The 17,089-nt window shown below is 68.5% G+C and carries 13 protein-coding genes and 1 pseudogene; 8 read left to right on the top strand and 6 right to left on the bottom strand.

The window, feature by feature from the left end:
- Nucleotides 1–91 precede the first annotated feature (91 nt).
- The 3 genes and pseudogenes from QM693_RS35700 (at nt 92) to QM693_RS35690 (ending at nt 3,219) form a co-directional block, all read left to right on the top strand.
- On the top strand, nt 92–1,267 hold the full coding sequence (locus QM693_RS35700) for an aminotransferase class V-fold PLP-dependent enzyme (RefSeq protein ID WP_105413279.1): 1,176 nt from the start codon (nt 92–94) through the stop codon (nt 1,265–1,267).
- Between the two features lie 53 nt (nt 1,268–1,320).
- Nucleotides 1,321–1,650 (top strand): annotated as a pseudogene (locus tag QM693_RS35695) (PNPOx family protein); the annotation flags it as partial.
- A gap of 96 nt (nt 1,651–1,746) precedes the next feature.
- On the top strand, nt 1,747–3,219 hold the full coding sequence (locus tag QM693_RS35690) for an FAD-dependent oxidoreductase (RefSeq protein ID WP_283354656.1): 1,473 nt from the start codon (nt 1,747–1,749) through the stop codon (nt 3,217–3,219).
- Between the two features lie 6 nt (nt 3,220–3,225).
- Here QM693_RS35690 and QM693_RS35685 read toward each other — a convergent pair whose 3' ends face one another.
- Together QM693_RS35685 and QM693_RS35680 are read right to left on the bottom strand one after the other, a co-directional pair.
- Complete coding sequence (locus QM693_RS35685) at nt 3,226–4,476, bottom strand: GAF domain-containing protein (RefSeq protein ID WP_283354655.1); 1,251 nt, start codon at nt 4,474–4,476, stop codon at nt 3,226–3,228.
- Nucleotides 4,473–6,260 (bottom strand): flavin-containing monooxygenase, encoded by a 1,788-nt coding sequence (locus QM693_RS35680; protein ID WP_283354654.1) that lies wholly within the window; start codon nt 6,258–6,260, stop codon nt 4,473–4,475. Before QM693_RS35680 ends, QM693_RS35685 begins: the two co-directional genes overlap by 4 nt.
- 333 nt (nt 6,261–6,593) lie before the next feature.
- Here QM693_RS35680 and QM693_RS35675 point away from each other — a divergent pair, with 333 nt between their 5' ends.
- Both QM693_RS35675 and pth read left to right on the top strand, forming a co-directional pair.
- On the top strand, nt 6,594–7,220 hold the full coding sequence (locus QM693_RS35675) for a 50S ribosomal protein L25/general stress protein Ctc (RefSeq protein ID WP_105413284.1): 627 nt from the start codon (nt 6,594–6,596) through the stop codon (nt 7,218–7,220).
- 108 nt (nt 7,221–7,328) lie between these two features.
- Nucleotides 7,329–7,901 carry an aminoacyl-tRNA hydrolase gene (gene pth / locus QM693_RS35670; protein ID WP_283354653.1) on the top strand — a complete coding sequence of 191 codons (573 nt, stop codon included), beginning with the start codon at nt 7,329–7,331 and terminating at the stop codon, nt 7,899–7,901.
- Nucleotides 7,902–7,967: 66 nt separating this feature from the next.
- Here pth and QM693_RS35665 read toward each other — a convergent pair whose 3' ends face one another.
- A complete protein-coding gene (locus QM693_RS35665; RefSeq protein WP_283354652.1) occupies nt 7,968–9,599 on the bottom strand; it encodes a fatty acyl-AMP ligase in 1,632 nt (543 codons plus the stop codon).
- Between the two features lie 212 nt (nt 9,600–9,811).
- Here QM693_RS35665 and QM693_RS35660 point away from each other — a divergent pair, with 212 nt between their 5' ends.
- Nucleotides 9,812–11,545: a peptide chain release factor 3 gene (locus QM693_RS35660; protein WP_283354651.1), complete on the top strand. Its 1,734-nt coding sequence runs from the start codon at nt 9,812–9,814 to the stop codon at nt 11,543–11,545.
- Nucleotides 11,546–11,621: 76 nt separating this feature from the next.
- Here the strand turns inward: QM693_RS35660 and QM693_RS35655 are convergent, their stop codons facing one another.
- On the bottom strand, nt 11,622–12,527 hold the full coding sequence (locus QM693_RS35655; protein ID WP_283331484.1) for a 5-dehydro-4-deoxyglucarate dehydratase: 906 nt from the start codon (nt 12,525–12,527) through the stop codon (nt 11,622–11,624).
- 52 nt (nt 12,528–12,579) lie between these two features.
- The gene (locus QM693_RS35650) at nt 12,580–13,659 is read right to left on the bottom strand and encodes an ABC transporter ATP-binding protein (protein WP_283354650.1); all 1,080 of its coding nucleotides are present in this window, start codon (nt 13,657–13,659) and stop codon (nt 12,580–12,582) included.
- A 172-nt stretch (nt 13,660–13,831) separates the two neighbouring features.
- Here QM693_RS35650 and QM693_RS35645 point away from each other — a divergent pair, with 172 nt between their 5' ends.
- Nucleotides 13,832–14,656 (top strand): NAD-dependent epimerase/dehydratase family protein, encoded by an 825-nt coding sequence (locus QM693_RS35645; protein ID WP_105413289.1) that lies wholly within the window; start codon nt 13,832–13,834, stop codon nt 14,654–14,656.
- A 46-nt stretch (nt 14,657–14,702) separates the two neighbouring features.
- On the opposite strand, the gene QM693_RS35640 is transcribed toward QM693_RS35645, so the two are convergent.
- The gene (locus QM693_RS35640; protein ID WP_283354649.1) at nt 14,703–15,884 is read right to left on the bottom strand and encodes a hypothetical protein; all 1,182 of its coding nucleotides are present in this window, start codon (nt 15,882–15,884) and stop codon (nt 14,703–14,705) included.
- A 56-nt stretch (nt 15,885–15,940) separates the two neighbouring features.
- Between QM693_RS35640 and QM693_RS35635 the strand changes: the two genes are divergently transcribed.
- A complete protein-coding gene (locus QM693_RS35635) occupies nt 15,941–17,026 on the top strand; it encodes a hypothetical protein (protein WP_283331488.1) in 1,086 nt (361 codons plus the stop codon).
- The last annotated feature ends 63 nt before the right edge of the window (nt 17,027–17,089 follow it).

Raw genomic sequence — 17,089 nt, 5'->3', positions numbered from 1 at the left:
CGGCCGTCGATGCACGCCCCAACGGCATACTTTTCGAGGAACCTGCACGGGTACGTTCGAGTCCAGTCACCGCGAAAGGGAGGTATCGGACATGCTCGACCTCGAGCAGGCGCGACGGGACACCCCGGGCTGCCTCGACAAGGTGTTCCTCGACAGCGCAGGCTCCTCGCTTCCGCCGACCCCGGTCCTGGACGCCGTGTTCGCGCACCTGCGCCGGGAGGCCGACGTGGGTGGCTACGTCGCGGCCGCCGAACGGGCCGACGACCTCGCGGCCGTGAAGTCGTCCCTGGGCCGGCTGATCGGGGCGAGCGCCGACAGCATCGCCCTGGTGGACAGCGCCACCACCGCCTGGAACGACTTCTTCCACGCCGTTCCGCTCGGGGCCGGGGACCGTGTGCTGATCTCGGAGGTCGAGTACGCCAGCAACGCCATCGCCGTCCTGCAGCGGGCGCGATCCGTGGGCGCGACGGTCGACGTGATCCCCAGCGACCCCGCAGGCCAGATCGACGTCGCCGCCCTCGAAACGCTGCTCGACGACCGGGTCCGTCTCGTGTCCCTCGTGCACGTGCCCACCAACGGCGGCCTGGTCAATCCCGTCCGTGAAGTGACGGAGCTGGCACACGCGCACGGCGCGCTGGTGCTGCTCGACGCGTGTCAGTCCGTCGGTCAGATCGCCCTCGACGTCAGCGAGCTGGGCGTCGACGCACTCTCGGCCACGGGCCGCAAATGGCTTCGTGCACCGCGGGGCACCGGCTTCCTGTACGTCCGGCCGGAACTGGCCGCGACCCTCGAGCCGGCCGCCCTCGACCTGCACAGCGCGGAGTGGACCGCCGCCGATGCGTACCGGCTCGCCACCGATGCCAGCCGGTTCGAATTCTGGGAATGCGACGTCGCCGCGCGCCTCGGACTCGGGGTGGCGGCCGACTATCTCCTCGACCTCGGGGTGGACGACGTCGAGGCGGCCGTCGCGGCCGGGGCCGAGCACCTCCGGTCGGGGCTCGCGGCGATCCCCCGTGTCACCGTGCGCGACCTCGGCGCCCGCCGCTGCGGAATCGTCTCGTTCACCGTCGACGGGTTCGATCCCGGCGACGTCCGGAAACAGCTGGCTGCCCGCAACGTCACCGTCACGGCCAGCCTGCGCGGATCGACACTGCTGGACATGAGCGCCCGCGGACTGGACGCCGTGGTAAGGGCATCGCCGCACTATTTCTGCTCCCCGGACGACCTCGACCGGTTCCTCGCGGAGGTGCGGACACTCGCGAACTAGCGCACTGAGCTGGAACTCACCCGGGAACCAGGACTTCGCGATGACGGACCAGGGAGGGTGATCGGGCGTACTTCCGCACCCCGGGCCGGGCGTCCGAGAACAAGCGGCTGCGCAATTTCCCCGACGTCCGGATCCGTCCGTGCATGTGGTCCGGCAAGCCGACGGGCCCGCAGGCGCAGGCCACGGCGCGACTGCTGTCCGGTGAGGAGGCGCGGGCCGCGGGCGCCCTGATCGACGAGAAGTATCCCGTGGTGCAGCGGATCGGGGTGCATCTCGCGCACCGTCTGGCACGCACGTCGACGCTGCACTACGAGCTGTCGGGCGTGACGGACATGCCCGGACAGCCCTGCCCTCGCCGACCTCCGGACGCGACGTCCCACTGACCGGGAGATCCACCGATTCGGGTTTTGTAACAGGTTACAGTTTGAGGGTAACCCACGTCACACCACACCTGTGACCGCCCGAGAGGACTTCCACCCATGGTCGACGCCACACCGATCCGCCCCCGGTCCGCAGCAACGGTCGCCGAGTGGGACTACGAGGCCGACGTCGTGGTCGCGGGTTACGGCATCGCCGGTGTGTCCGCCTCCATCGAGGCGGCGCGCGCCGGCGCCGACGTCCTGGTCCTCGAACGCACCAGCGGCTGGGGCGGTGCCGCCGCTCTCGCCGGCGGCTTCATCTACCTCGGCGGAGGGACGCCGCTGCAGAAGGCGTGCGGGTTCGACGACTCCCCCGAGAACATGAAGACGTTCATGATGGCGGCGCTCGGCCCGGGTGCCGACGAGGAGAAGATCACCGACTACTGCGAGGGCAGCGTCGAGCACTACAACTGGCTCGTCGACTGCGGTGTCCCGTTCAAGGAGAGCTTCTGGGGCGAACCCGGCTGGGAACCGCCGTTCGACGACGGACTCATGTACTCGGGCGGCGAGAACGCGGCGCCTTTCAACGAGATCGCGACTCCCGCACCGCGCGGCCACGTTCCGCAGATGGACGGCAAGAGGACCGGCGAGAAGGGTGGCGGCTACATGCTGATGAAGCCGCTCGTCGAGACCGCCGAAAAGCTCGGGGTCCGAGCCGAATACGACATGCGCGTCCAGACGCTCGTCACGGACGACACCGGTCGCGTCGTCGGGATCGTCGCCAAGCAGTACGGCAAGGAGGTGGCCGTGCGGGCGCGCCGCGGCGTCGTCCTCGCCACCGGCAGCTTCGCCTACAACGACAAGATGATCGAGGCCCACGCGCCGCGGCTGATCGGCCGCCCCGGCGCCGCCATCGAGGAGCACGACGGACGGTCGATCCTCATGGCGCAGGCCCTCGGCGCCGATCTCGCCCACATGGACGCCACCGAGGTCGCGTTCGTCTGCGACCCCCAGTTGATCGTCCGCGGCATCCTGGTCAACGGCCGGGGGCAGCGCTACGTTCCGGAGGACACGTACTCCGGGCGGATCGGCCAGATGACCCTGTTCCACCAGGACAACCAGGCGTTCCTCATCATCGACGAGGCGTCGTACGAGGAGGGCGCGGCCGCCACCACGGCCACGCCGTTCCTGCGCGTGCAACCGAAGTGGGCGGCGGAGACCGTCGAGGAACTCGAATCGGACATGGGCCTGCCCGCCGGCGCTCTGCAGTCGACCGTCGAGGTGTACAACACGCACGCCGCGGAAGGATCGGACCCGCTGCTGCACAAGAAGTCCGAGTGGGTGAAGCCGATCGGCACCCCCGTCGCGGCACTCGACCTGCGCGGGTTCACCCTCGGCTTCACGCTCGGCGGTCTGCGGACGACCGTGAACTCCGAGGTACTGCACGTCTCCGGCGAACCGATCCCCGGCCTCTTCGCGGCGGGACGGTGCACGTCCGGCGTGTGCGCGGGCGGCTACGCCAGCGGCACCTCCCTCGGCGACGGCAGCTTCTACGGCCGCCGCGCCGGCATCAGTGCCGCGAAGGAGGCATGACCGGGCCTACCCGACGAGCCGGACCGTCACGCCGGCCGCGAACCGGTAGGGCTGGGTGCTCAGGACCGCGCCGAGACTCTTGCGCAGACGCGAAACCTCGGCGCGGACCGCCACCACGTGGTCGCGGTCGCCGAACAACGATTCGCTGAGCGAGGCGGCGTCGACACCCGCCGGTCCCGCGACCGACAGCACCCGCAGGATCTGGGCGTGCCGGGGCGAGAGCGCCCGCGTCCAGTTGACGTCGCCCCGGACCGTCACGTGCGGCGCGTCACCGAGGTCGAGTTCCAGTTCGATGGCCGCCCCGTCGACGCGCCTGCGCACCAGCCAGCCGTCGCCGAGCGGTTCGGGCACGCACAGCCCGAGCCCCGGGACGAGCAGTGGCCGGTCCAGGCTCGGCGGCGCGACCCGCTCCGGGGCCGCGATGCCACTCGCCTCCGCGACCCACCCTTGCTTGTCGACGACCAGCGCCGGACCGCCCGCCGACGCCAGCAACGGTGCCGCCCGGCCGCGCAGCTTGTCCAGTTGCGCCGTGTGCTCACGCCACAGCGTCGCCTCGGCCAGACGCACCGCGGTGCGGACGAGCGCGACCGTGGTCGGGTGAATGGACATCGCCGACCCACTGATGTCGACCACGCCGAGAATCTCACCGGTGCGCGGATCGTGAACCGGCGACCCGGTGCACGACCAGCCGTGATGCGAGGGGGCATAGTGCTCGGCCGAAAACAGTTGCACCGCAGCATCTTCGATCAGCGCCGTGCCGATCGCGTTGGTCCCGACCGCCTGCTCCGCCCAGCGCGCACCCTCCGTGAATCCCAGGGCATCAGCCGCTTTCCGGACCCCGCGGGAACCTTCCCGCCACAACAGGACACCGTCGGCGTCGGCGATGACCACGATGAAGTTCGCATCGTCCGCGACCTGCGTCAACGTGCTGCGCAGTTCCGGGAGCACGGTTCGCAGCGCCGTCCGGGTGCGCCGCGCCTCGATCTCGGAGAAGTCGGCGGGCTCCACGTCCGCGCAGAGGTCCGGGCTCACACCGCCGGCCTGCAGACGGGACCACGACCGCGCCACCACGCCCCGTGGAAGGGCGGGCGGCTGCTGCCCGGACAGCACGGCGTCGTGCACCCGGCTGAGCAGCCGCGCATGTCGCGGCAGATCCACACCGCTTGCCACTGCGGTCAGCCGGTCTGCGGTCGGACGTTCAGCGCTCACAACGCCGAGGCTACCCCCGGCGTTGTGAGCCACACCACTGTCCGTCATCGGATCGGCTGCAACCCTTCCTCCTGGGCCTTGATCTGGAAGGCCAGATACTTCGAGTAGTGCCGGGACTGATGCAGGTTGCCGGCCATGAACCAGAAACCCGGATGACCGGACCGGCGCCACACCGTGCGCAGCTCGCCCTCGTCGTCGAGGCCCCACACGTCCTGGCAGCGGTCCGCGACCGCGTCGCCGAGGAACTTGCGGGCGCTCTCACGCATGTTCTTGTATCCCGTCGCGAGAACCACCACGTCCACCGGCATCTCGGTGCCGTCGGCGAACACCACCCCGTCCGGGGTGAAGTGATCGATCTCGGTTCCCTGCTTCACCGTCACCTCGCCGCTCGCGATCAGCTCGGATGCGCCGACGTCGATGTAGTAGCCGCCGCCGCGTCGCAGGTACTTCATGAACAGGCCGCTGCCGTCCTCGCCGAAATCGACCTTGAATCCGGCCTTCCGCAGACCGTCGAGCATCTTCGCGTCCTTCTCGGCGATGGCCTCCGTCGCCCCCGCGTGAATTCCCGCGAGCAACGGGTACGGCAGCGACGCGAAAATCAGGTCGGCGTCCTGCACCGCGGGCCCGCCCTCCTCGTACACGCCGCCGAACAGTCCGGGGATACCATGCTTGCTGCTCATCACATACGTGGACGAGCGCTGCAGGATGGTCACATCCGCACCCTGCTCGTTGAGTTCCTGGGCGATGTCGTGGCCCGAGTTGCAGCAGCCGACGACGAGGGCCTTCTTGCCCTGCATCTCCCGGCCGCCGACGAACCAGCTCGAATGCTCGATGGTTCCCTCGAACGTGTCGGCGCCAGCGATCCGCGGAATGTTCGGCACCCCACTCATTCCCGTGGCGAGGACGACGTGCCGGGGGTGCAGCGTGCGGGTGGAGCCGTCGTCGCGGGCGACGGTCACGGTCCATTCGCCGGTGGCGTCGTCATAGCTGCCGCCGGTGAACTCGGTTCCCGTCCACACGTTGAGTTCCATTGCGTCGGCGTAGAACTCGAACCAGTTCGCGAGCTTGTCCTTGGGCGTGAACACCGGCCAGTGGTCGGGGAAGTTCAAGTACGGCAGGTGGTCGTACCAGACCGGGTCGTGCAGGACCAGCGAGTGGTAGCGCTTTCGCCAGCTGTCACCGATCCGGTCGTTTCGCTCCACCAGCAGGGTGTCGACTCCGAGCTGTCCCAGACGGGCGGCGAGGGCGAGACCACCCTGGCCGGCGCCGACGATCACGACGGCCGGCTGCTCGGTCTCGAACTCGCCCTTGGCGGTTCGCCGGTCGAGCCAGTTGATCTTGCCGCGGTGGGCGCCGTGATTCGTGCCCCGAACCCGCCGATGTCCCTTCTTCTCCTCGTGGCCCTTGATCTCCTCCATCGCGCTGATCAACGTCCAGGCACGCCACTCGCCGTCGTCGTCGCGCCTCAGCCGAACGAAACCGCGGCTGCGGGCCAGGGTCGTCTCGAATGTGAAGAAGGCCTGTATCCAGTCGCCCTCGGGATCGGCCACCGCCTCGGCGGGGTGCGCGGGTGACAGGACGAGGTGACGCGGCTCGTGCACCGGAACCGAATCCGCGAGGCGCGACTCGATGTCCGCGCGACCGTGCGTGGTGTGCAGATCCCAGGTGAACGACAGCAGGTCGCGCCACCAACCGTCGATCAGGAAGTGCCCTGCGGCCCCGCGCACGTCGCCTCGTTCGAGGGCGGCACCGAATCCGGCCAGCCAGCGCCGGGCGATGTCACCCGGCTGCGGGATGGCGGTGTCGACGGGTGCGTCGAGTGTGGCGGTCATGATGTCCTCCGTCGTCGGGAATCGAGAAGTTCGATACCTCTGTGATGCGGGTCACAAGGACGGGACGGCAGGGTTGCATCGGATTGCACCGGCCCCACCTCGGCGCCGCGCAGCCTCCCGAGGACACCCGATTAGCAGGTCAGCGGGCCATCCGGTAGAGTTCCATAAGTTGTCTCGGCGAGGGTGAACCAGAAGTTCCCATTGACTGGCTCACCGTGATCGACGCGGCGACGGCTCTGCTCGAGCGTTTCGCTCCTGGCCGTCGCGTGTTCGTCCCTCGTCGACTCGAACCGCCCGCCAGTTACCACCGTGAGTTGTAGGAGCCGTTTCACCATGTCTGACGAAAATCGCCTCGTAGCCGCCGTGCGCACCGAGTTCGGCAAGGGCGCCGCCCGCCGCGCGCGCCGCGACGGCCAGGTCCCCGCAGTCCTGTACGGCCACGGTGAGGACCCCCGCCACCTGAACGTCCCGTCCCGCGACTTCGCCGCCATCCTGCGCGCGCACGGCACCAACGCCATCCTGACCCTCGACATCGAGGGCAAGGAGCAGGTCGCGCTCACCAAGTCGGTCGTGGTTCACCCGATCCGCAACTACATCGAGCACGCCGACCTCCTCGTCATCAAGAAGGGCGAGAAGGTCACCGTCGACGTTCCCGTCGTCGTCACCGGTGAGGCCGCTGCCGGCACCCTGGTCGCGCAGGACGCCGCCACCATCTCCCTCGAAGCGGACGCGCTGCACATCCCCGAGCAGATCGAGGTCTCGGTCGAGGGCCTCGAGGTCGGCACCCAGATCCTGGCCAACCAGCTCGAGCTGCCCAAGGGTTCCACCCTGCAGGCCGACGAGGAACTGCTCATCGTCAACGTCGTCGCAGCCCCGACCGCTGCCGACCTCGAAGAGGAGACCGGCGAAGCCGCCGCCGAGACCGCCGAGGCTCCGGCCGAAGAGGGCGCCGAGAGCTGATCCTCTCGCAACCGCACTGATGTCGGCGGCGCGTCGTCCCGGATTGTCCCGGGGTGACGCGCCGCTGTCGTCTGACACGACCCCCTCACGCATGGAAGGACCCTGTCGGTGAGTGAAGACACCGCTCTGGTGGTGGGCCTGGGCAACCCGGGACCGCAGTACGAGAAGACCCGGCACAACGTCGGCTTCATGGTGGCCGGCGTGCTGTCCGCTCGCATGGGTGGCAAGTTCAGCGCGCACAAGAAGAGCGGCGCCGAGATCGTCCAGGGCCGACTCGAGGGCCGTCCGACGATCCTCGCCAAGCCGCGGTCGTTCATGAACCTGTCCGGTTCCGCCGTTGCCGGCCTGGCCCGGTTCTTCTCCGTCGATCCGGGCAACATCGTGGTCATCCACGACGAACTCGACCTCGACTTCGGGACCATTCGCCTCAAGCAGGGCGGCGGCGAGGGCGGGCACAACGGACTGCGGTCCATCTCGAGCGCACTCAGCACCAAGGACTACCTGCGCACCCGTGTCGGGATCGGCCGTCCCCCCGGACGGATGGATCCGGCGTCGTACGTGCTGAAGCCGTTCTCGTCGGTGGAACGCAAGGAGCTCGACCTGGTCTGCGAAGAGTCGGCCGACGCCGTCGAACTGGTCCTGCGCGTCGGGCTCGAGGCAGCGCAGAACCGCCTGCATTAGGCGCTTCGCGCCCGTGCGCCAATCTGGTTGTCCCAGCTACCAAAAAGGCGCACGGGCGCGAAGCGCCTAGTGGACCAGATTCGCCGACGTGGCGCGGCGGAGTTTGCCCGACGACGTCTTGGGAATGCTGCCGGGGCCGAGCACAGCGACGGTGCGGGGTCGTACTCCGACCTCGGAGAACACGGCGTGCACGACCTCGTGCTCGATGCGCTTGACCACTTCGGGGTCCTGGTAGTCGTTCGTCTCCACCGCGACCGCGAAACTTTCCCGCTTCTGTCCCGCGTCGAGGCGGACGGCCACCGCGTTGCCGGGACGCACGCCGGCGACGGTCCCCGCGGCTCGCTCGATGTCCGTCGGATAGATGTTGCGGCCACCCATGATGATGACGTCCTTGACGCGACCGCACACGACGACGAGGCCCTCTTCGGTGAAGTAGCCGACGTCGCCGGTGTTCAGCCAGCCGTCCGCGTCCTGTGCGGGCTTGTGGCCGTCGACCGTGATGTATCCGGGGGTGACCGCCTTGCCGCGGACTTCGATGATGCCGACGCCGCGGGTCGGGAGTAGCTCACCCTCGCTGTCGACGACGCGTCCCTCCAGGTTCGGCACCATCTTTCCGAGGGTGGCGAGGGCACGCGCGTTCGGCTTGCTCGACGGGACGGCGCGCTGCATCGCCTCGAGGAGATCCGGGTCGACGAGGTCGAGGACCTGGCCCTGATCCGGATCCGGGATGGAGACGGCGAGGGTGGTCTCGGCCATGCCGTAGACGGGGGCGAGTGCCGACGAGTTCAGGCCGAAGCGGGCGCCCGCCTCGGCGAGCTTGTTCATCGTCTCGGGGTCGACGGGCTCGGCACCGTTCCACATGTACCGGACGGTGCTGAGGTCGACGGCGCCGTCCTCCGCCTGCTTGAGGCGGCGGGCGAGCAACGAGTACGCGAAGTTGGGGGCGGCCGTCACGGTGCCCTTGTACTTGCCCATCAGCTCCGCCCACAGCAGCGGCGTGCGGAGGAAGTCCATCGGGGTGATGCTCACGACCTCCGCGCCGACCTGCATCGGCACGCTGAGGAACCCGACCATCCCCATGTCGTGGAACAGGGGCAGCCAGCTGATCATCACGTCGTCCTCGATGGAGAACTTGATGCGGTCGATCATGGCGTAGGCGTTGGTGTAGAAGTTCTCGTGCGTGATCTGCACGGCCTTGGGCGAACCGGTGGAACCGGACGTGAGCTGCTGCAGCGCGATGTCGCTCTCGAACGTCTCGACCGGGTCGATCTCCGTGCCCTCGTTCAGCTCGGCCACCGTGACCACGGTGATGCCGCGCTCCTCCAGCAGCGGCTTGGCGGCGTCGAACGGCGCACCGAGGATGACGGCCTTCGCCTGAATCATGTTGATGACGGTCTCGGTGTCCTTGGCCCACACGGCCAGGTCCGTGCGCGGCGTCGGCTGATGCAGCATGGTGACGGACGCCCCGCGCATCCAGGTGCCCTGGCAGGAGGGTGCGATGTCGACGGGCTGACCGGCGAGGATGCCGATGGCGTCGCCGTGGCCGATACCTGCCTCGGCGAGCGCGCCCGCCATGCGGCGCGCAGCCTTGTGGATCTCGCCCCACGGCTGCCGCAGCGGCGCGTCGGGCTCACCCGTGTTGAGGCCACGGGTGCTGCTCGCCGCGGTCGCGTACATCTCGTCGGTGAACTTGCTCACAGTCTTCCTCCTGCACATACGGGTGTCCGAACGCAGAAACGGTGAACTCCGGAGCGCCCCGACGACTCACCCATATAAATCCCTCACCGGCCTCCGATCGTTACTCCTCCCTGGATGTGACTGTGCTGCGCGTTCGTGTTCGGCACCCGAGTAACCTGGTATGCGGCCACACGGCCTTCCTACACGCATCCCGTCCCCCGAGAGGTTCTTCGTTGACTACCCCGTCCGACTCGGCCGACACCATTCCAGCCGAGGCGGCGCCTGTCGCCACATCCGGCTCACCGGAAGTGAAATCCGAGGCATCCGCCTCACCGGTGGGGAAATCCGAGAAGGGTGTCCGGGCGGAGGCGTCGCGTCGCCGCACGTTCGCCGTGATCTCGCATCCCGACGCCGGTAAGTCGACGCTGACGGAGGCTCTCGCGCTCCACGCGAAGGTCATCTCCGAAGCGGGCGCGGTCCACGGCAAGGCGGGCCGCAAGTCGACGGTGTCCGACTGGATGGAGATGGAGAAGGCCCGCGGCATCTCGGTCAGCTCCACTGCCCTGCAGTTCAACTACCGCTCCACCGAGGCGTCGGTGGACGAGCCCGTCGACAACGTGATCAACCTGGTGGACACTCCCGGCCACTCCGACTTCTCGGAGGACACGTACCGCGTCCTGACGGCGGTCGACGCCGCAGTCATGCTGATCGACGCCGCGAAGGGTCTCGAACCGCAGACGCTGAAGCTGTTCCAGGTGTGCCGTCACCGCGGAATCCCGGTGATCACGGTCATCAACAAGTGGGACCGGCCGGGCCAGACGCCGCTCGAGCTTCTCGACGAGATCCAGGAACGCATCGGTCTCACCCCCACTCCCCTGTACTGGCCCGTCGGGATCGCCGGCGACTTCCGGGGCCTGCTGCGGCGCGGCGAGGACGGTGCCCCGCGGGAGTACATCCGGTTCACGCGGACCGCGGGTGGCGCGAAGATCGCCCCCGAAGAGGTCATGGATGCCGACGCCGCCCTCGCGAAGGAGGGCTCCGAATGGGAGACCGCCGCGGAGGAGAGCGAGCTGCTGTCGGCCACCGGTCAGGACCACGACCAGGAGCTGTTCCTCGGTGGCCAGACGTCGCCGGTGATCTTCGCGTCGGCGATGCTCAACTTCGGCGTCCGCCAGATCCTCGACACGCTGGTCGAGCTGGCGCCGCCGCCGCGCGCCCGGGAGGACGTCGCCGGCACCCCTCGCGAGGTCACCGACCCGTTCAGCGCGGTCGTCTTCAAGGTCCAGGCCGGCATGGACACCGCGCACCGCGACCGGCTGGCGTTCATGCGCATCGTGTCGGGCGTGTTCGAGCGCGGCATGGTGGTCACCCACGCCCAGACCGGCAAGCCGTTCACGACGAAGTACGCGCAGACCGTGTTCGGTCGCGAGCGTTCGACCGTGGAATCGGCGTACCCCGGCGACGTGGTGGGACTGGTCAACGCCACCGCGCTCGCCCCCGGCCACACCCTGTTCTTCGAGAAGAAGGTGGAGTTCCCGCCGATCCCGTCGTTCGCGCCGGAGCACTTCGCCATCCTGCGGGCCGAGAGCGCGGGCAAGTACAAGCAGTTCCGGCGGGCCGTGGATCAGCTCGATTCCGAGGGTGTCGTGCAGATCCTCCGCAACGACCTGCGTGGCGACGCCTCCCCGGTCATGGCGGCCGTCGGCCCGATGCAGTTCGAGGTGGTCGCGGCGCGGATGAAGGCCGAGTTCAACGTCGAGGCCCGAATGGAACCCCTGGGCTACGCGTTGGCGCGGCGCACCGACGCCGAGTCGGCCGACGAGCTGAACCGTCAGCGCGGCGTCGAGGTGTTCACCCGCTCGGACGGGGTGATGCTGGCTCTGGTCAGCGACAAGTGGCGCCTGCAGTACATCCAGAAGGAGCTGCCCGACCTCACGCTCGAGCCGCTCGTGGCCGCCGCCGACTAGCGCCCCGAGGCGCTGACGTACGTTCGAAGCCTCGATCCATCGACGGGATACGCACCCCGCCGATGGATCGAAGACACTACTGCGCCAGCACTTTCCGCCCCGCCGCCACGATCTGCTCCAATTCGTACCGGTGCTGGGCGCTGGCGTCGACGAGCGGCGCGCGCACCGAGCCGGCGTCGAGGCCGGTGAACGTCACGCCCGCCTTCACCAGAGCGACCGCGTACCCGGGGGTGGTGTCGCGCAGCCGAACCAGCGGATGGAAGAACTCGCGGTTCAGCGAGTCGACCAGCTCGGTGTCGTCTTCCTCGAGCGCCCGGTAATAGGCGAGAGACACATCGGGTGCGAATGCGAACGTCGCGGAGGAATAGAGCGTGACGCCGATGCTCCGGTAGGCCTGCTGCGAGACCTCGGCGGTCGGGAGGCCGTTGAAGAACTGGAATTCCTTGTCGCCGAGTGAATCACGCAGGGTACGCACGATTCGCGACGTCAGGTCGAGGTCGCCGACGCCGTCCTTGAATCCGACGACCTTCGGCAGTCGCGCGACCGCGAGAGCACTCTGCTCGGTGAACTGGCCGTTCGCGCGGTGGTACACGATGACCGGGAGGTCGCTCGCCTCCGACACCTGCGTCACGTACTCCACCAGGCCCTGGGCCGGTGCGCCGACGAGGTAGGGCGGCAGGAGCAGGATGCCGTCCGCTCCCGCGTCCTCCGCGATGGCGACGAATTCCTTCGCGACGGGCAGGGCTCCGCCGGCGCCGGCGAAGACCGGGACACGGCCATTCGTGGCTGTGACCACCGTTTCCACGACGGTCCGGAATTCGGCGGCGGACAGCGCGTGGAACTCGCCGGTCCCGCACGCGGCAAACACTCCACCCGGTCCGGCCGCGACACCGGATTCGATGTGCTGGGCCAGTGCGGGAAGGTCGACGTCGCCGTTGCCGTCGAACGGTGTGACAGGGAAGAAGAGAACTCCGTCAAGCATGGATGACTCCTTGGATCATTGGTCGGGTTTCAGTCGGAGGTCTGTGTCTCGACTAGTCGACGAGGCGGTCACCGGTGACGGTGGAGAACAGGTGGGTGCGCTCCGCCGCGTACGACAGGGTGATCACCTCTCCGCGCTTCGGCGGGATGCGGCCGTCGGCGCGAACGACGATGGGCTGCTTGCGCCCGTGGATGTCGGCCTGGCCGTAGACGTACGCGTCGGCACCGAGCTCTTCGACGACGTCGATGGTGACGTCGAGTCCGCTACCGGTGGTGATCACGAGATCCTCCGGACGCACACCGAGCGTGACCGAGCTTTCGCCGATGCCGGCAATCGCACCGCGCGGGACGGGGACCACGGAGCCACCGAAGCTGACCCCGCCGTCGACGAGGGGAAGTTCGAGCAGGTTCATCGCGGGCGAGCCGATGAAACCGGCGACGAACACGTTGTTCGGGTGCTCGTACATGCGGCGCGGTGTGTCGCACTGTTGGAGCACTCCGTCTTTCAGGACGGCCACCCGGTCACCCATCGTCATGGCCTCGACCTGATCGTGGGTCACGTAGACGGTGGTGGTGGCGAGACGACGCTGCAGCGCCGAGATCTGCGCGCGGGTCTGCACGCGCAGCTTGGCGTCGAGGTTGGACAGGGGCTCGTCCATCAGGAACACCTGCGGCTTGCGAACGATGGCGCGTCCCATGGCAACTCGCTGCCGCTGACCACCCGAGAGGGCCTTGGGCTTGCGGTCGAGGAACTTGGTGAGGTCGAGGATCCTGGCGGCATCCTGGACGCGACGCTTGATCTCCGCCTTGTCCTCACCGGCGATGCGGAGGCCGAAGCCCATGTTCTCGCCCACCGTCATGTGCGGGTAGAGAGCGTAGTTCTGGAAGACCATGGCGATGTCACGGTCCTTCGGCTGGAACTCGGTGACATCGTTGCCGCCGATGGCGATCGTGCCCCGGTCCACGTCTTCGAGTCCCGCGAGCATGCGCAGGGACGTGGACTTGCCGCAGCCGGACGGTCCGACGAGGACGAGGAACTCGCCGTCCTCGATGTCGAGGTCCAGGTGATCGACCGCGGCCTTGTCGCCACCGGGGAACAACTTGGTGACGCCCTGAAATGCGACTGTTGCCATGATGTGGGTGGTCCCTTCACCGGCAGGAACGTGCCGGACGATCCGAGTGGGAGTGTGAAGCGAACGACTCGTTCACATACGTGAATCTCCGTCAAGATAGTGACTTCGTTTCGAAGTATGTACTACCGTGATGTGCATTACAAGGCTTACTCCCAGAGAGGTACGAGAAGACATGACCGACACCGCCTCGCGTCTGCTGATCACCGGCGCCGCAGGAAACATGGGCAAGATGCTGCGACCCTTGCTCCGCAAGCCCGGCCGCACCCTGCGCCTGTTCGACATCGCCGACATCACCGACATCGATCCCGCTCACGAGGAGTTCGTCCAGGGTTCGGTCACCGACCGCGCGGCCGTGACCGCTGCGGTCGACGGCGTCGACGCCGTGCTCCACCTGGGCGGACTCAGCACCGAGGACTCGTGGGAGAACATTCTGTCCGTCAACGTGGACGGCACCCAGGCGGTGTTCGAGGCCGCCGTCGCCCACGGCGTGACGCGCGTGATCGCGGCGTCGAGCAACCACGCCGTCGGCTTCTGGACGCACGCGGAAGCCGGCTCCAACCCGCTGCCCGGCGACGTCTCGCCGCGTCCGGACGGGTTCTACGGCTGGAGCAAGGCGGCAGTCGAGGCGCTCGGCCGGCTGTACCACGATCGTTTCGGCATCGACGTCGTCAACCTGCGGATCGGCTCGAGCTTCGACCGGCCGCCCAACTACCGCGGGCTCGCCTCCTGGATGTCGCCTGCCGACACCGCTCGTCTGATCGAGGCCGCACTGTCCGACTCCGCCAAGGGTTTTCACACCGTGTGGGGTATCTCGCGGAACACCCGCAGCTGGTGGTCCGCAGCGGAGGGCGCAGCCATCGGGTACGAACCTCAGGACGACGCGGAGGTGTTCGCCGACGAGTTCCTGGCCGATCACGAATGGACGTTCGACGACCCGATCCTCCAGCGTGTCGGCGGCGCGTTCTGCGACCACCCGCTCGGACAACGGATGCGCTGATGTCGCGCCGGGGCGGGCACCAGCGGTGGTGCCCGCCCCGGACGCGTCAGAGGGCGTTCTCGCGGACGATGCGCCCCAACGCGTCGAGCTGCACCTTGTTGACCAGCCCGAGGTGATAGAGGTGCAGCTCATTGGCTCCGGCCGCGACCGTGGCCGCGACGTGGCTGCTCACGTCGTCGAGATTCTTCGGCGGCAGCACCGACACGTAGGCGCCGACGTCGACGGCCTCTCCGACGATCGCGCGGGTGTCCTTCGTGACGGCGACGGTTTCGGCCGTCCCCGGCCAGGCCGAGACGAGCACGGCGTCGACGTCTCCCGACGCAGCCGGGGTCAGCGCAGGCGACGGCCCGGTCTTCCAGGGATTCGGATGGCAGTGCAGCGTGACGCGGGCCGCCGGGATCTCCGCACGCACGGCGCCGAGCACCGCACCCCGGAGTGCGTCGGCGTCCGCGTGGCGCACGGACAGCACCGCGTCGGCCTCCGCCTCGCCGAGGACGTCGGTGATCGCGGCGTCCGGAGCGAGCGTTCCCCTGGACAGCGCATCCACGCCGGAACGCAGCTTCGCGATCATCTTGTCCGGATCGACGCCCCGCTCCGCCCACAGTGCGCGTTCCCGTTCGGTGCAGCTGATCGACATCAAACTGTCGCCGATGCCCGGAAATGCGCCATCGGTCTTCTCGTGCGGGCCCACGTGGGCGATCCCCAGCTGTCCGCACGCTTCGATCGACACGCCGTGCAGGTCGACACCACGGACCGCCTCCGCGGCGAGGGTGCGGGCGTAGCGGACGATGTCCGGGTGCCCTGGCGCGAGCGCGTACGGGTAGCGGTCGCCGAAGCAGTTCACGACGGTGACGTCGGGATGCGCCTGCCCCAGAACGGTACTGTGGGACAGCACGATCCACGCGTTCACGCGGATGCCCGCATCGATCAGGATGCGAGCCGCATCGGCGAACGCATCGTCGGATCCGCCCCACGTCGCCGCCCTGGCCGTGACCGCGTGCCCGTCCCACGCGGCAGGCCGGATGGGCCGGTACAGCGCGGCGTGATGCGCGTCGACCACCTTGTGGGCCGGATGCAACGGGGTTGCCGCGCGGGTCGAGTGATAGCTGGCGGCGAGCGAGATCTCGGTGACTCCGAGCGCGCGCGCTCGGTCGACGAAGTGCGGATCACCGAGCACGTCCCACGGATACGCGTGCGCGACGATGCGATCGACAGTTCTTCCGGACATGCAGTTCCCCTCAACGGTTCGAATACAGAGTTCGATAGACAAGACGGAGTTCACACATGGGAACACATCGTTCGGCCGGCTGTCCACGATCGACCCCGGCCGGCGCGCGACGCGACGCCGTTCGCGAAGTACTCGGCGTGACGGACGAATCGGCGGCGGACACACCCGAGGTGACGTACGGCAGGTCGTGGGTTCGGCACGGCGTCGCCGGTCGCGAACTCACCTGGGCGGCCGGTGACGACGGCCCCGACACCGAGGGCTGGCTCCTCCGCCCCGACCACGGGGGCGAGATCGCGGCCCGCCCTGCAGTCCTGCTGATGCACGCACACGACGGCGTCAAGTTCTACGGCAAGGAAAAGGTGGCCGACGGTCCCGACGGAGCCTCACCGGGTGTCCCCGAACTCCGGACCCGCGGGTACGAAGGCAGGTCGGTCGCAACAGGACTCGTGCACGCGGGCTTCGTCGTCCTCGTCCACGACGTGTTCCCCTGGGGCAGCAGGCGGGTGCCCTGGCCGGAACTACCGGACCGAGCCACAGCAGCGGGATACGCCGCATTCCCGCCCAGCCCGGACACTCCCGAGATCCGACGGCGCCGATACGACGCGGCAGCGCGCGAGCACGAACACGGCCTCGCCAAAACCGCCGCCCTGACGGGCACCTCGCTCGCCGGCACTGTCGTCGCCGAGGACCTTCGGGCGCTGAACGTGCTCCTCGCGACGGACGGTGTCGATCCGTACCGGGTCGCCGCCGCGGGATTCTCGGGCGGCGGCGCTCGCGTCGCACATCTGCTGGCGTGTTCGACACGCCTGCGAGCGGGGGTGATCACCGCGATGATGAGCACTTTCGCGGATGTCGCGGACGGCAGAGCAGACGATACGACGTGGCTGATGATCACTCCGGGCCTGCCGGCGGTGTGCGACTGGCCCGAGATCGCCGCATGCCAGGCGCCACGGCCGCTGCTGGTTCAGTTCGCGCTGGATGACTCCCATTTCGGCCGGCGGGGAATGCGCGACTCCGAGGCCGTGCTGCGGCGGGCGTACGAGGGGTCCGGGGCGCTCACTACGCAGTGGTTCGCAGGCGGACACCGGTTTTCGGCCGGAATGCAGGTCGGGGCCGCCCAGTGGCTCGCCCGCAATGTCTAGGCGAACACCCCCTGTTGCCTCATGTCAAGATGCCCGCGAAGTCTGATTCGTTGACTCATCCAG

Origin of the sequence: Rhodococcus sp. IEGM 1305, assembly GCF_030058635.1 — a bacterium.
GTDB lineage: Bacteria > Actinomycetota > Actinomycetes > Mycobacteriales > Mycobacteriaceae > Rhodococcus_F > Rhodococcus_F opacus_D.
Note: the sequence above shows the minus strand (reverse complement) of the source record. Positions and strands in the feature narration are given on the sequence as shown.